The following is a 14,302-nucleotide window of genomic DNA, read 5'->3' on the forward strand; positions in this document are numbered from 1 at the left end:
TCTAATTAAACGAAATATAGCCGTTTCGTATATTACGCTCGCTCCGATCGCCGGGCAAGCGCCTGGCCGCCGGCGAATCCTCGATCCGGGACAGCAGCAATTCCGTTGACATCGAATTCCAGCTTGCTGGAAAATCAATCCATCATGCAAGAATCAACCGCCACCCCCGCCGACGACACCGGCATCAACGAACGCATCGCCCGGCGCGTGCGCGACCTGCGCACGCTACGAGGCTACACGCTCGATGCGCTCGCTGCGCGTTCCGGCGTCAGCCGTTCGATGATCTCGCTCATCGAGCGTGCGTCGGCGAGCCCGACGGCCGTCGTGCTCGACAAGCTCGCGGCCGGTCTCGGCGTGTCGCTGGCCGGGCTGTTCGCCGGCGATCGCGACGACGCACCCGCGCAGCCGCTGGTGCGGCGCGCACAGCAGGCGGAATGGCGCGATCCGGCGTCCGGGTACGTGCGGCGCAATCTGTCGCCGCCCGGCTGGCCGTCGCCGATCCAGCTCGTCGAGATCGATTTCCCGCCCGGCGCGCGCGTCGCGTACGACTCCGGCGGGCGCGAAAGCGCGCTGCATCAACAGGTGTGGGTCGTCCGCGGGCGCGTCGACGTCACGTTCGGCGACCAGCTTCACGAACTGCACGAAGGCGACTGTCTGGCCATGCGCGTCGATCAGCCGCTGGTTTTCAGCAACCCGTCGTCGCACGTCGCGCGCTATGTCGTCGCGATCTGCGATGCCCCCGCCGCCGTCGGCGCGCGGAATGTGTCATCCGTTCAAGGCCGACAGGCGCAGGAGCCCGTATGAATTCCCCGACACCGCGCGGCGACGTGCGCCTGATCGATTGCAGCGAGGCCGAGCATGCCGCGGCCATTCTCGAGATCCTGAACGACGCGATCGTGAACTCCACCGCGCTGTACGACTACCGGCCTCGCCCACCGGAAGCGATGGTCACGTGGTTCGCGACGAAGCGTGCCGGCGGGTTTCCGGTCGTCGGCGCGGTCGACGAATCGGGCACGCTGGTCGGCTTCGCGAGCTGGGGTACGTTCCGCGCGTTCCCGGCGTTCAAGTACACGGTCGAGCACAGCGTCTACGTCCACCGCGACCATCGCGGCCGCGGGCTCGGCGAGTTGCTGCTGCGCGAGTTGATCCGACGTGCGCGCGAGGCCGACGTGCATGTGCTGGTCGGCTGCATCGACGCGACCAACGGCGGCAGCGTCGCGCTGCATACGCGGCTCGGCTTCGTGCACTCGGGCACGATCACCGAAGCGGGTTTCAAGTTCGGCCGCTGGCTCGATGCGGCGTTCTACCAACTGAGGCTCGACACGCCGGCACGGCCGGTCGACGGCTGACCGACATCGCCGAATGTTCGGCACGCTCATGGTGACGCGTGCAGGAGAACGGCGTCGACACGCCGTTGGATCTCGAATCGGAAATCCGCAAACAGGTGTCGGTCGGCGGACGATCACACTGCCGATCCTGAACGGCAAGGGCTAGCATCTGCTCGCGATTTACGACTTCGACGACAAGCGCATGTCGAAGTGCGAGTGAGTGACGCTAATCGTATCCGGTGGAATAGATGCGTGAATGACACGCGGAAAAAAGAAAAGCCCCGCCGAAGCGGGGCTTTTCTTTTCCTACTTGGAGGCGCGAGCCGGAGTCGAACCGGCCTAAACGGCTTTGCAGGCCGCTGCATAACCGCTTTGCTATCGCGCCAAAAGCGGACTGTCCGTATGCCGTGGAGGCAAGCGACAGATTTTTATTCGAGGACCATCAGTCCATCAAATAAAAAGGGAAGCGTGGCTTCCCCATTACTTGGAGCGGGAGACGAGTCTCGAACTCGCGACCTCAACCTTGGCAAGGTTGCGCTCTACCAACTGAGCTACTCCCGCATTGTCCTGCACCTGCAGCGCTTTGCCGTACAACACGCTGCCAGAAAAATCTGGAGCGGGAGACGAGTCTCGAACTCGCGACCTCAACCTTGGCAAGGTTGCGCTCTACCAACTGAGCTACTCCCGCATGTGTCCTGCATCTGCAGCGCTTTGCCGTACAACACGCTGCCAGAAAAAATCTGGAGCGGGAGACGAGTCTCGAACTCGCGACCTCAACCTTGGCAAGGTTGCGCTCTACCAACTGAGCTACTCCCGCGTATTGCTGCGCTACTGCTTCCCCGTCACACACTTACTTCGTCGTGCAGCGGAGAAGCGAGATTATGTCGAAGGCACATTCGTGTGTCAAGGGCTTTTCCAGCCCTTTTTCCAAAAACCTGCGCAACCGCCCGTGCGGGGCCGGTCACGCGCCGCCGCGCTCGCGAATCTGCGGCCATGCAAGCTTCATGTAGTACAGCATCGACCAGATCGTCAGCACCGCCGCGAGGTACATCAGCCACTCGCCCCACACGCGCGTGTCGATCGTCGCGATGCCGAGCGGCAGCGGGCCGTAGTACAGCAGCATCGGGATCGCGACCATCTGGCACGCGGTCTTGAACTTGCCGAGCTGGTTCACCGCGACGCTCTTCGACGCACCGATCTGTGCCATCCATTCGCGCAGCGCCGAGATCGCGATCTCGCGGCCGACGATCACGAGCGCGATCGCCGCATCGACCCGCGAAATCTGCACGAGGATCAGCAGCGCGGCCGTCACCATCAGCTTGTCCGCGACCGGATCGAGGAACGCGCCGAACGACGACGTCTGGTTCCACTTGCGGGCAAGAAACCCGTCGAACCAGTCGGTCAACGCGGCGAGGATGAAGATCGCCGCCGCCGCGAGGTTGCGGTGCGCGCCGCCCATCACCGTGTCCGGCAGATAGAACACGCCGACGACGAGCGGGATCAGCACGATCCGTACCCACGTCAGGAAAATCGGGAAATTGAACGGCATGGCATGCGGGTCAGTAAAGGATTCGCAATTGTGCCGTGTCGACCGGCCTGCCACAAGAACGCGAGATCGCGCGCTGGGGCCGCCGGCCGCACGGCCGCTTCAGTGAAGCTGCTTGTAGATCTGCTCGGCGAGTGCGTGCGAGATGCCGTCGACGCTCGCCAGTTCCTCGACGCTCGCGGCCACCACACCGCGCAGCCCGCCGAACCGCGCGAGCAGTCGCTGCCGGCGTTTCGCACCGACCCCTTCGAGCTCCTCGAGCCGCGAGGTCTGGCGCGCCTTCGCCCGCTTCGCGCGCATCCCGGTGATCGCAAAACGGTGCGCCTCGTCGCGGATCTGTGCGACGAGCATCAGCGCGGCGCTCTCCTTGCCGAGTTCGAGCGGCGCGCGGCCGTCCGCGAACACGAGCGTCTCGAGGCCCACCTTGCGCCCTTCGCCCTTCGCGACACCAACCAGCATCGACGTGTCGAGCCCGAGTTCGGTGAACACCTGTCGCGCGATCTCGACCTGCCCTTTGCCGCCGTCGATCAGCACGATGTTCGGCAGCAGGCTCGATGCCTCGGCCTTGCGCGTCGATTCGCCGTCGATGCCGGCCGCGTCGTCGGCGGACGCCGCCTGCGCGGCCTGCTCGACCATCTTCTCGTAGCGACGCGTCAGCACCTGCCGCATGGCCGCGTAATCGTCGCCCGGCGTGATGCCGGTGATGTTGTAGCGACGGTACTCGCCCGACTGCATCTTGTGATGGTGATAGACGACGCACGACGCCTGCGTCGCCTCGCCCATCGTGTGGCTGATGTCGAAACATTCGATCCGCAGCGTTGCAAGATCGTCGCCTTCGAAGCTGAGCGTCTCCGCGAGCGCGCGCGTGCGCGCCTGCTGCGAGCCCTGCTCGGACAGCAAACGTGCGAGCGCGATCTGCGCGTTCTGCTCGGCCATCGACAGCCACGCGCGCCGCTGCCCCTGCGGCTGCCGCACCAGCGAGACCTTGTGACCGGCCTGCTCGGACAGCAGTTCGAGCAGGTCGCGGCTCGCGGGCGCGTGGCTCACGACCAGCACGGGCGGCACGCGGTTGCCGAGATAATGCTGCGCGATGAACGCATCGAGCACCTCGGCCTCCACCGACGCCCCCGCGTCGCGCACGGCGGCAGCATCTTCCGCAGGCCCGTCGGGCAATGCTGCGGCGGTTTCGTCGGCAGCGTCCGCCGCCTCGGCTTCGTCGCCGAGCCCGCCTTCGGCAAGCGTCAGCGCACTTTCGACGTGCGTCGGGAAATAGGCCTTGTCGCCGAGATGCCGGCCGCCGCGCACCATCGCCAAGTTCACGCACACGCGCCCGCCCTGCGCGACGACCGCCAGGATGTCGACGTCGCTGTCGCTGCCGACCTCGATCGCCTGCTGGTGCAGCACCGTCGCGAGCGAACTCATCTGGTTGCGCACGGCGGCCGCCTGCTCGAACTTCAGGTCGGCGGCAAACGCGTGCATCTTCTGCTCGAGCTCCTTCATCACTTCCGACTGCCGGCCGAGCAGAAACCGCGCGGCATTCGACACGTCGATCGCGTAATCGTCCTCGGAAATCGCGCCGACGCACGGCGCCGTGCAGCGCCCGATCTGATGCAGCAGGCATGGCCGCGTGCGGTTGTTGAAGACCGAATCCTCGCAGGTGCGCAGCTGGAACACGCGCTGCAGGATCTGGATGCTCTCGCGCACGGCCCATGCACTCGGGAACGGCCCGAAATACTGGTTCTGCTTGTCGACCGAGCCGCGGTAGTACGCCATGCGCGGAAAGCGGTGCGCGGTGAGTTTCAGGTACGGATACGACTTGTCGTCGCGAAACAGGATGTTGTAGCGCGGCGTGAGCGCCTTGATCAGGTTGTTCTCGAGCAGCAGCGCCTCGGCCTCCGAGCGCGTGACGGTCGTCTCGATGCGCGCGATGCGCGTGACCATCATCGCGATGCGCGGCGACAGCTGCGTCTTCGTGAAATAGCTCGATACGCGCTTCTTCAGGTCGCGCGCCTTGCCGACGTAAAGCACGGCGCCCGCCGTGTCGTAGTAGCGGTAGACGCCCGGCATGTGCGGCAACTGCGCGAGGATCTTCTTGGGTTCGAACGGGATGTCGGCGGCTTCTGGGGATGTCATGCGTGATCCGGGTGCCTTGTGGCGCGGAACGGGTCCATTAGAATCGCCAGTTTAGAGCATTCACCGGCCCGCTTCGATGCCCCGCACCGCCCCCGCCTCCCCTGCGCCGCTCGCACCCGACGAACCGATCGCGTGCGACCTCTTCTGCACCGTGATCGACAACTTCGGCGACATCGGCGTGTGCTGGCGCCTCGCGCGCCAGCTCGCACACGAGCATGGCTGGCAGGTGCGGCTCTTCATCGACGATCTGCGCACGTTCGCGCGGCTGCTGCCGGAGGTCGATCCCGATGCCGGGCGGCAGACGCTCGACGGCATCGTGATCGAACACTGGCATGCGGAAGTCGGCGATGCGCTGGAGATCGCCGACGTCGTGATCGAGGCGTTCGCGTGCGAGCTGCCCGGCGCGTATCTCGCGGCGATGGCGCGCCGCGCGCGCCGCCCCGTGTGGATCAATCTCGAATACCTGAGCGCCGAGGACTGGGTCGCGGATTTCCATTTGCGGCCATCGCCGCATCCACGCTACCCGCTGCTGAAGACGTTCTTCTTCCCGGGTTTGTCGGCCGGCACGGGCGGCGTGCTGAAGGAACGCGACCTCGACGCGCGCCGCACGGCCTTCGAAGCCGACGCGGCAGCGCGCGCCGCCTGGTGGCGGCAGGCGACCGGCGACGCGCCGCCGGCGCCGGGCACGACCGTCGTCAGCCTCTTCGCCTATGAAAATCCGGCCGTCGACGCGCTGCTCGCGCAGTGGCGCGACGGCCCGTCGCCCGTCGTCGCGCTCGTGCCCGTCGGCCGCATATCGCCGGCCGTCGCCCGTTTCTTCGGGGTCGAATCGTTCGGCGCCGGCGCGCGCGCGACCGCCGGCAACCTGACCGCTTACGGGCTCGCGTTCGTCCCGCAGGCCGACTATGACCCGCTGCTATGGGCGGCCGACATCAACTTCGTGCGCGGCGAGGACTCGTTCGTCCGCGCGCAATGGGCGCGCAAGCCGTTCGTGTGGCACATCTACCCGCAGGCCGACGACGCGCACCTGCCGAAGCTCGACGCCGCGCTCGCGCACCTGTCGGCCGGCCTCGCCGACGCGCCGCGCGCGGCGCTCGAGCGTTTCTGGCACGCATGGAACGGCGGCGGCACGCCCGATTGGGCCGATTTGCTGCAACATCGTGCCGCGCTGGACGCCAACGCGGCATGCTGGGCCGACGCGCTGGCGGGCGTCGGCGATCTCGCCGGAAAGCTGGCGGAATACGCAAAATCTCAGTTAAAATAAGCGGTTATCCGACGGCTGACCACGCAAGCGCTCGCGTTTGGGGCTCTTGGCACCCACCGGAACGCCCCCCGCTTGCGCCGTCAGCCGTTGTGCAACGCTCAGGCACCTATTTATTTGATTGGATCAGGACAGTTTTTTATGAAGACCGCACAGGAACTCCGCGTAGGCAACGTCGTGCAGATCGGCAGCGACGCATGGGTCATCGCAAAGACGGAATACAACAAGTCGGGCCGTAACGCCGCCGTCGTCAAGATGAAGATGAAGAACCTGCTGACGAACGCAGGCCAGGAATCGGTCTACAAGGCTGACGACAAGTTCGACGTCGTCGTGCTCGACCGCAAGGAAGTGACGTATTCGTACTTCGCCGATCCGATGTACGTGTTCATGGACGCCGACTACAACCAGTACGAAGTCGAAGCGGAAATGATGGGCGAAGCGCTGAACTACCTCGAAGACGGCATGGCGTGCGAAGTCGTGTTCTACAACGAGAAGGCGATCTCGGTCGAACTGCCGACGATCCTGGTTCGCGAGATCACCTACACGGAACCGGCCGTCAAGGGCGACACGTCGTCGGGCAAGGTGCTGAAGAACGCCAAGCTCGCAACGGGCTTCGAACTGCAAGTGCCGCTGTTCTGCAACACCGGCGACAAGATCGAAATCGATACGCGCACGAACGAATATCGCAGCCGCGCGTAATCGCCCGCGATTTCCGGATCGAACAAAGCGCCCTTCGGGGCGCTTTTTGTTTGTCTGCCGCCAACAGCATCGATGCGTCGGCACCATGGGCAACACAAAATCCAGCATTAAAGGTATTCAATTTGTATCATCGGTAACTGTTTTATAGCGACAAAGAAATAATGCACGTCAGGTGTTCAGCGGGGCATAAAATCAGTTTTTAATCTGACATGCGGCTGCGGCCGGCTCGATGGCCGACAGCCCGCCTCTCTTGACTCGACTCGCGTCCACCATGCCACACGCCCTGATTGTCGAAGACGATCCCAACAGTCTGTCCGGCCTGACCGCACTGCTCGCCGCGGACGGCTTCTCGGTCGACACGGCCACGTCGCTCGCCGAGGCACGCACGGCGCTCGGCCGCTCGATTCCCGATGTCGTCCTGGTCGACCTGAACCTGCCGGACGGCAGCGGATTCGACCTGCTCCAGCATCTGCCGCAGCAGCAGCCGAACGGCTCGCTGCCGGTGATCGTGTTGACGGGCAACGCGACGGTCGAGAGCGCGATCGAAGGCCTGCGTCACGGCATCTGGGATTACCTGCTGAAGCCGATCAACATTCCGCGCCTGCGCAGCCTGCTGGCCCGGATTCCGCGTCCCTACGAACTGATCGACGAAGTGCGGACGCTGCGCGCGTCGCTGCGCCACCTGGGCCGTTTCGGCGCGCTGGTGGGCCGCAGCGAGGCAATGCAGCACGTATACGACATGATCGAGCACAACGCCGGCACCGAAACGGCCGTGCTGTTCACGGGCGAAGCCGGCACCGGCAAGAAGCTGGCCGCGCGCACGCTGCACGACCTGAGCCGGCGCCGCAAGGGGCCGTTCGTGTCGTTCGACTGCCGCACGATCGCGCATGCCGGGCGTCACGGCGCGTCGCTCGACAGCGTGCTGTTCGGCCATGAACGCGGCGCGTTCGACGGCGCCGAGCGGCGCGAATCGGGCCTGTTCGAACAAGCGGGCGGCGGCACGCTGTTCCTCGACGAGATCACCGCACTGCCGCTCGTGCTGCAGGAGGCGCTGCTGCATGCGCTCGACTCGCAGAACTTCATGCGGATCGGCGGCACGAGCTCGATCGCGAGCGACTTCCGGCTGATCGCGACCACGCGCCGCCCGGCCCGCGAGGCGGTCGCGAACGGCACGCTGCGCGAGGATCTGTGGCTGCGTCTCGACGCGGCATCGATCACGATGCCGCCGCTGCGCGAGCGCGACGGCGATGCACTCGCCATCGCGGACGCGCTGATCGACGAACTCAACCGCGAAGCGCGCGCCACCGGCCGCAGCACGACCGACAAGCGCGCGGCACCGGGCTTCGTGCGCGAATGCCTGTCCTACGAATGGCCCGGCAACGTGCGCGAATTGCAGGAGCGCGTGCGTTTCGCCTATGACGCGTCCGGCGATTTCATCGAAACGCTGCGCGCGGGCGAAGCGAGCTTCGCGGCCGGCGCCGCGCTGAACGGCAGCAGCGTGCAGATCAAGGTCGGCACCCCGCTGTCCGACGTCGAGGACCTGCTGATCCGCGCGACGCTCGACGCGGTCGGCGGCACGCGCCATCGCGCGGCGACGCTGCTCGGCATCAGCCCCAAGACGCTGTACAACAAGCTGCAGCGGATGAAGGTCAACTGACCGCGCCACAGTTGTTCGGGGCGCTGACGGGGGTTGACGGTTAGTTGCACGAGGCCATGTCGCCCTGCACCTCGCCCCGCGTCGATAGAAAAGCAAAAAGCCGCGCACAAGCGCGGCTTTTTGCTTTCGACAACGACAACGGGAAAGGCGACACCGCGCCGCCCTTCTCCGCTTACGCCAGCGCGCTGCCGAGCAGCGCCTGCGCCTGCAGATACTCGGGTTGCGCGATCAGCTTGTCCCACTTGAGCGGCTTGCCGCGCGCCCGCATCCGCTTGATGCGCCGCACCGACTCGGCCGACGCCTGCGCCTTCAGCCCGTTCAGCACGACTTCGGCCGCGTCCGGCTGGTTGCAGACGAGCACCATGTCGCAGCCGGCGGCGAGCGCCGCGTCGGCCGCCTGCGTGAGCGTGCCGCCTTCGCGTGCCGCCTCCATCGACAGGTCGTCGCTGAAGATCGCGCCCGTAAAGCCGAGCTGCCCGCGCAGGATGTCCTGCAGCCACACGCGCGAGAAACCCGCGGGCCGCTTGTCGACCTGCGTGTAGATCACGTGCGCGGGGATCACCGCGGACAGCGACAGGCCAAGCCAATCGTACGGGGCGACGTCCTGCTTGAGGATCGCGTCGAGCGGCCGGTCGTCGGTCGGCAGCGCGACGTGCGAATCGGCTTCCGCGAAGCCGTGCCCCGGAAAATGCTTGCCGCAGTTCGCCATGCCCGCGAGCGACAGCCCGTGGTTCAGGCTCTTCGCGAGCAGCGTGACGACGCGCGGGTCGCGATGAAACGCGCGATCGCCGATCACCTTCGAATGCCCGTAGTCGAGATCGAGCACCGGCGTGAAGCTCATGTCGATCCCGCATGCGCGCAGTTCGGCGGCCAGGATGTAGCCGACCGCCGTCGCGACCTTCGTCGCGAGCAGCACGTCGCGGTCCCACAGCTCGCCGAGTCGGCGCATCGCCGGCAGCACGGTGAATCCGTCGGTGCGGAACCGCTGCACGCGGCCGCCTTCATGATCGACGGCGATCAGGATGTCCTCGCGCACCGCGCGAATCGAATCGGTCAGCGCGGTCAGTTGCGCGCGGTTCTGGAAATGCCGTGCGAACAGGATCACGCCGCCGGTGTTCGGATGCGCAAGGCGCCGCGCGTCGTCGCGCGACAGGGCCGTGCCGACGACGTCGAGCATGACCGGGCCGGGAGTCGTTTTCATCGAATCGGGAAGTCCGTCAGGGAGTGGTTCGGGAAACAGGTGCGGGTGCAAGCGGCGGCGCGGCATCGGCCTCGGCGACCACGAATGACACCGCGTAGTCGCGTTCGTCGCTGACCGTCACGCGCGCCGTGATGCCGCGCGCGGCGAGCCAGTCGGCCAGCTCGCCCGACGCGACGACGTACGGTTCGCCGCTGCGCTGGTTGAGGGTCTGCAGCGCGCGCCACGTCATCGGCCAGTGCATGCCGAGCCCGATCGCCTTCGAGAACGCTTCCTTCGCGGAAAAGCGCGTCGCGAGAAACGCGATGCCGCGCGCCTCCGAGCGCGCACGGCGCGCATGGAACACGCGCAGCTCGTCGGGGCCGAGCACCTTCTCGGCGAACCGGCCGCCCGTGCGCTCGAGCACGGCCGCGATGCGGCTCACCTGGACGATGTCGGTGCCGATGCCGTAGATCGCCATCTCAGCGCCCGCCGTGATGCGCGGACGATGCCGGGCGATGAGCGAAGCGCGCGCGCACGCAACGCATCGTCAGCGCGCGCCGCCGTGCAGCGCGGCGACCCGTGCGGCGACCATGATCGCCTTCATCTCGCGCACCGCGTTGTCCCAGCCGGCGAAGATCGCGTGCGCGACGATCGCGTGGCCGATGTTCAGTTCGACGATGCCGTCGATCGCGGCGATCTGCTGCACGTTCGTGTAATGCAGGCCGTGGCCGGCGTTGACCTTGAGGCCCAGTTGCGCGCCGGCCTGCACGCCCGCGACGATGCGCTCGTATTCGCGCTGCTGCTCGGCCTCGTCGTGCGCATCGGCGTAGCGGCCGGTATGCAGCTCGACCACCGGTGCGCCGGCTTCATGCGCGGCGCGGATCTGCGTCTCGTCCGGATCGATGAACAGCGACACGCGCACACCGGCGTCGGCGAGCTGCCTGCATGCCGCACGCACGGCCTCGAAGCGGCCGGCAACGTCGAGACCGCCTTCGGTCGTCAGTTCCTCGCGCTTCTCCGGCACGAGGCACGCGTCGTGCGGACGCACTTCGCATGCGATGTCGAGCATCTCGGCCGTCACCGCGCATTCGAGGTTCATCCGCGTCTTCAGCAGCGGGCGCAGCTTGCGCACGTCGGCGTCGACGATGTGGCGGCGGTCCTCGCGCAGGTGCAGCGTGATCGCGTCCGCACCGGCCTCTTCGGCGGCGAGCGCCGCGCGGATCGGATCGGGATAGGTCGTGCCGCGCGCGTTGCGCAGCGTCGCGACGTGGTCGATGTTCACGCCGAGGTCGATGGCGGTGGGCGTTGTCAGGAAGAAACTCATAGGTTTTGCAGGTCGATCAGGATCTGACGCGTGGCAAGCGGCGTACCGCCGAGATAGGTGTTCAGCAGGAAGCGCATCAGCGTCTTGCTTTGCGCGACCGTCTGGGCTCGATGGTAATCGTCCTGCTCCATGTCGAGCAACGTCTGTCCGGTAATCACCGGCCAGTGCGACGGTACGTCGTCGTCCGCATTGCGCACGCCGCGCTCGGGATCGAACACGTAGCGGCGATCCGGTTCGACCGCACGGCGCGCGACCGTGCGGTTCAGCGCCATCGCATAGCCGGTCTCGCGCAGCAGCACGCGCTCGAACGAACGCAGCACCTGCACCGCGGGTTCGCCGTGCGCAAGGCGCGTGAGGGTGAGCACGTAATGATTGAAGAGCGGCGGCTGCGGATCCTCGCGCGCGCAGAATTTCACGAGCAGCTCGTTCGCGTAGAAGCCGCACAGCAGCCCGTCGCCGCCGAGCGGCAGCATCCCGCCGACCCACTCGGCACCCGTCAGCGTGCGTACTTCGGATTTGCCCGACCAGGACAGCAGCAGCGGCTGGAACGTCTGCAGCACGCCGCGCAGCGCGGAGTGCGGGCGCTTCGCGCCCTTCGCGACGAGCGCGAGGCGGCCGTGATCGCGCGTGAGCACGTCGATGATCAGGCTCGTTTCCCGGTACGGATAGCTGTGCAGCACGAACGCCGGCTGCTCGGCGACGCGGAAATCGGACGTGCGAGACGTCGCGCGCCGCGCCTTGCGACGCGGCGGTTCGGGCGGAGCCGGCAACGGCGCGTCGTTCGCGCCTGCGGTCACCGCGTCTTCGGTCGACGTCAGCGCGTCATTCGTACCCATAGGCGCGCAGCCCCGCCTCGTTGTCGGCCCACCCGCTCTTCACCTTCACGAAGGTCTCGAGATACACGGGGCCGTCGAACAGCTTCTCCATGTCCATCCGCGCCTCGGTGCTGATCTGCTTGAGCTTCTCGCCCTTCTTGCCGATCACCATCGCCTTGTGCGAATCGCGCTCGACGAGGATCGTCGCGAAGATACGCTTCAGGCGCCCTTCCTCCTCGAACTTGTCGATCAGCACGGTGCTCGTGTATGGCAGTTCGTCACCGGTCCAGCGGAACACCTTCTCGCGCAGGATTTCGGCCGCGAGGAAGCGCGAGCTGCGGTCGGTCAGTTCGTCCTCGCCGTAGATCGGCTCGCCTTCCGGCAGGTACGGCTTGATCGTGTCCAGCAGGCGCTTGATGTCTTCCGGCCGCTGCGCCGACAGCGGCACGAGTTCGGTGAATTCGCGCAGCTCGCTCACCTTCTGCATGAACGGGAACAGCGTCGCCTTGTCGGCCACGCGGTCGATCTTGTTCGCGATCAGCAGCGTCGGCATGCCGGGCGGGATCAGATCGAGCACCTTCTGGTCGTCGGGCCCGAAGCGGCCGGCCTCGATCACGAACAGGATCACGTCGACCGACGTGAGCGTCGACGTGACCGCGCGGTTCAGCGAGCGGTTCAGCGCGGTGCTGTGGCGGGTCTGGAAGCCCGGCGTGTCGACGAACACGAATTGCGCGTCGTCGAACGTGTTGATGCCGGTGATGCGATGGCGGGTCGTTTGCGCCTTCCGCGACGTGATGCTGATCTTCTGGCCGACGAGTGCGTTCATCAACGTCGACTTGCCGACGTTCGGGCGGCCCACGATCGCGATCATGCCGCAACGGAAACCGGTAGGAGCGGGAGTGTTCATATCGTTTGGGAGACAGGTTCGGAAACGGCCGCGCGGCGCGCGGCACGATCGAGGGGCAATTCAGTGGTCGGCATCGGCCACGCGCGCCTGCGCGGCAGCGAGGCTTGCGCCGCCCTGCGGCGTCTCGGTGCCGGGCGCCGCGGTGTCGCGGGTGCGCGACGCCGCACGCGACGCGGCGTCGGAACCGGCAGCAGGCTTGTCGGTCGACGCGGCCGGATCGGCCGCCTGGCCGGCCTGCTTGTCGGCTGCACGGGGTGCGGCTTCCGCGGGCTTGTCCGCCGCGCGCGAGCCGGCTTCGTTGCGATCCGACGGCTTCTCGGGCGCCTTCTCGGCAGGCTTGTCGGCCGTCGGCTTCGTGGGCCGGTCGGCCTTGTCAGCGGCCGTTTCCACATGCGCCGCGCGAATCGCTGCCATCGGCGCCTGCGCCGGCCGCTCGGTCTGGTGCGCGCCGGCGTCGGTCGCTGCCGCCGCGGCAGCCGCCGCCTTCGCATCGCGCGCCGCCGCACGCTCCTTCCGTTCCGGCGAACGCAGGTCCAGTGCTTCCTGCACGCCCTTCACGCCCGGCACGATTTCAGGCTCGACGTGCTTCGACCCGCGTGCGTTCTTCGAACGCTTCGGCTTCGCGGCCAGCATCGGCGCAGCCGCCAGCACCTCGTCGAGCGCCTTCTTCGCGGCAGCCTGCTCGGCCGCCCGCCGGCTCGCACCGGAGCCCGACACCTTCACGTCGAGCTTCGGCACCGTGCATTCGACCTCGAACTGCTGATTGTGCGCCGCACCATGCGTCGCGACGACCGTATAGGTCGGCAGCGCGATCTTGTGCCCCTGCAGGTATTCCTGCAGCAGCGTCTTCGCATCCTTGCCGAGCGTGCGCGGGTCGATGTGGTCGAGAATCGGGATATAGAGGCGCTTGATGACCCCTTGGGCGGCTTCGAAGCCGCCATCGAGGAATACCGCCCCGATGATGGCTTCGAACGCGTCCGCGAGGATCGATGGGCGACGGAAGCCGCCGCTGCGCAATTCGCCCTCGCCCAGCCGCAGCCCTTCCGAAATATTCAGGGCCTGAGCGATTTCGTAGAGCGACTGCTGCTTGACGAGATTGGCGCGCACGCGCGACAGGTCGCCTTCGTCCAGCTTGCTGAAACGCTGGAACAAAAGGGCGGCCACCGCGCAATTCAGAACGGAATCGCCGAGAAACTCGAGCCGTTCGTTGTGCGTGGCACTGTGACTGCGATGGGTCAAAGCCTGGCGCAACAATTCCGCATTGCGAAATTCATAGCGCAGCCGGCTTTCCAACTGGGATAGGGGCATGTGCAGGAGTATAACGCGGGCGCCGGTCGGGCCGAAACGGCACGGCCGGACGCGAAAAGGCGTGACGAGGCGGTGTTACCGCCGGTTCTTAAAGTAGTTCGGCAATACGCGACGCGGCCCGTGCGTCGCGTATTGCGTGCGAGT

The 14,302-nt window shown here is 66.5% G+C and carries 13 protein-coding genes and 4 tRNA genes; 5 read left to right on the plus strand and 12 right to left on the minus strand.

Annotated features, from left to right (window positions below):
- Positions 1 to 144: 144 nt before the first annotated feature.
- Complete coding sequence (locus WS49_RS01130) at positions 145 to 804, plus strand: helix-turn-helix domain-containing protein (protein WP_059523701.1); 660 nt, start codon at positions 145 to 147, stop codon at positions 802 to 804.
- Positions 801 to 1,349, plus strand: coding sequence for a GNAT family N-acetyltransferase (locus WS49_RS01135; RefSeq protein ID WP_059523703.1), 549 nt, complete (start codon positions 801 to 803; stop codon positions 1,347 to 1,349). The genes WS49_RS01130 and WS49_RS01135 overlap by 4 nt, the downstream gene beginning before the upstream one ends.
- A 290-nt stretch (positions 1,350 to 1,639) precedes the next feature.
- Here the strand turns inward: WS49_RS01135 and WS49_RS01140 are convergent.
- The 6 genes from WS49_RS01140 to uvrC form a co-directional block, all read right to left on the minus strand.
- Positions 1,640 to 1,713, minus strand: a tRNA-Cys gene (locus WS49_RS01140).
- 100 nt (positions 1,714 to 1,813) lie between these two features.
- Positions 1,814 to 1,889, minus strand: a tRNA-Gly gene (locus WS49_RS01145).
- 51 nt (positions 1,890 to 1,940) lie between these two features.
- Positions 1,941 to 2,016: transfer RNA gene (locus WS49_RS01150), tRNA-Gly, on the minus strand.
- A gap of 53 nt (positions 2,017 to 2,069) precedes the next feature.
- A tRNA-Gly gene (locus WS49_RS01155) sits at positions 2,070 to 2,145 on the minus strand.
- Between the two features lie 144 nt (positions 2,146 to 2,289).
- Positions 2,290 to 2,877, minus strand: coding sequence for a CDP-diacylglycerol--glycerol-3-phosphate 3-phosphatidyltransferase (gene pgsA, locus WS49_RS01160; protein WP_006757520.1), 588 nt, complete (start codon positions 2,875 to 2,877; stop codon positions 2,290 to 2,292).
- 99 nt (positions 2,878 to 2,976) lie between these two features.
- Positions 2,977 to 5,007: an excinuclease ABC subunit UvrC gene (gene uvrC / locus WS49_RS01165; protein ID WP_059523705.1), complete on the minus strand. Its 2,031-nt coding sequence runs from the start codon at positions 5,005 to 5,007 to the stop codon at positions 2,977 to 2,979.
- Positions 5,008 to 5,083: 76 nt separating this feature from the next.
- Between uvrC and earP the strand changes: the two genes are divergently transcribed.
- The 3 genes from earP (at position 5,084) to WS49_RS01180 (ending at position 8,624) form a co-directional block, all read left to right on the plus strand.
- A complete protein-coding gene (gene earP, locus WS49_RS01170; RefSeq protein ID WP_059523707.1) occupies positions 5,084 to 6,271 on the plus strand; it encodes an elongation factor P maturation arginine rhamnosyltransferase EarP in 1,188 nt (395 codons plus the stop codon).
- 138 nt (positions 6,272 to 6,409) lie between these two features.
- A complete protein-coding gene (gene efp / locus WS49_RS01175) occupies positions 6,410 to 6,967 on the plus strand; it encodes an elongation factor P (RefSeq protein WP_034206788.1) in 558 nt (185 codons plus the stop codon).
- Positions 6,968 to 7,238: 271 nt separating this feature from the next.
- Complete coding sequence (locus tag WS49_RS01180) at positions 7,239 to 8,624, plus strand: sigma-54-dependent transcriptional regulator (protein ID WP_059523708.1); 1,386 nt, start codon at positions 7,239 to 7,241, stop codon at positions 8,622 to 8,624.
- 172 nt (positions 8,625 to 8,796) lie between these two features.
- Here the strand turns inward: WS49_RS01180 and nagZ are convergent, their stop codons facing one another.
- The 6 genes from nagZ to rnc all read right to left on the minus strand — a co-directional run bounded on the left by nagZ (position 8,797) and on the right by rnc (position 14,158).
- Positions 8,797 to 9,825, minus strand: coding sequence for a beta-N-acetylhexosaminidase (gene nagZ / locus WS49_RS01185; RefSeq protein WP_059523709.1), 1,029 nt, complete (start codon positions 9,823 to 9,825; stop codon positions 8,797 to 8,799).
- A gap of 16 nt (positions 9,826 to 9,841) precedes the next feature.
- Positions 9,842 to 10,282 (minus strand): holo-ACP synthase, encoded by a 441-nt coding sequence (acpS, locus tag WS49_RS01190; protein ID WP_059523710.1) that lies wholly within the window; start codon positions 10,280 to 10,282, stop codon positions 9,842 to 9,844.
- Positions 10,283 to 10,351: 69 nt separating this feature from the next.
- Complete coding sequence (gene pdxJ / locus WS49_RS01195; protein WP_059447973.1) at positions 10,352 to 11,128, minus strand: pyridoxine 5'-phosphate synthase; 777 nt, start codon at positions 11,126 to 11,128, stop codon at positions 10,352 to 10,354.
- Entirely contained in the window at positions 11,125 to 11,964 is an 840-nt protein-coding gene (recO, locus tag WS49_RS01200; protein ID WP_014897645.1) for a DNA repair protein RecO, read from the minus strand. The genes pdxJ and recO overlap by 4 nt, the downstream gene beginning before the upstream one ends.
- Positions 11,951 to 12,850, minus strand: a complete 900-nt coding sequence (gene era, locus WS49_RS34655) for a GTPase Era (protein ID WP_059523712.1) — start codon at positions 12,848 to 12,850, stop codon at positions 11,951 to 11,953. The genes recO and era overlap by 14 nt, the downstream gene beginning before the upstream one ends.
- Before the next feature lie 60 nt (positions 12,851 to 12,910).
- Entirely contained in the window at positions 12,911 to 14,158 is a 1,248-nt protein-coding gene (rnc, locus tag WS49_RS34660) for a ribonuclease III (protein WP_059523713.1), read from the minus strand.
- Positions 14,159 to 14,302: the final 144 nt, after the last annotated feature.

The organism is Burkholderia sp. RF7-non_BP4 (genome assembly GCF_001521935.1).
In the GTDB taxonomy this organism is placed as follows: Bacteria; Pseudomonadota; Gammaproteobacteria; order Burkholderiales; family Burkholderiaceae; genus Burkholderia; species Burkholderia diffusa.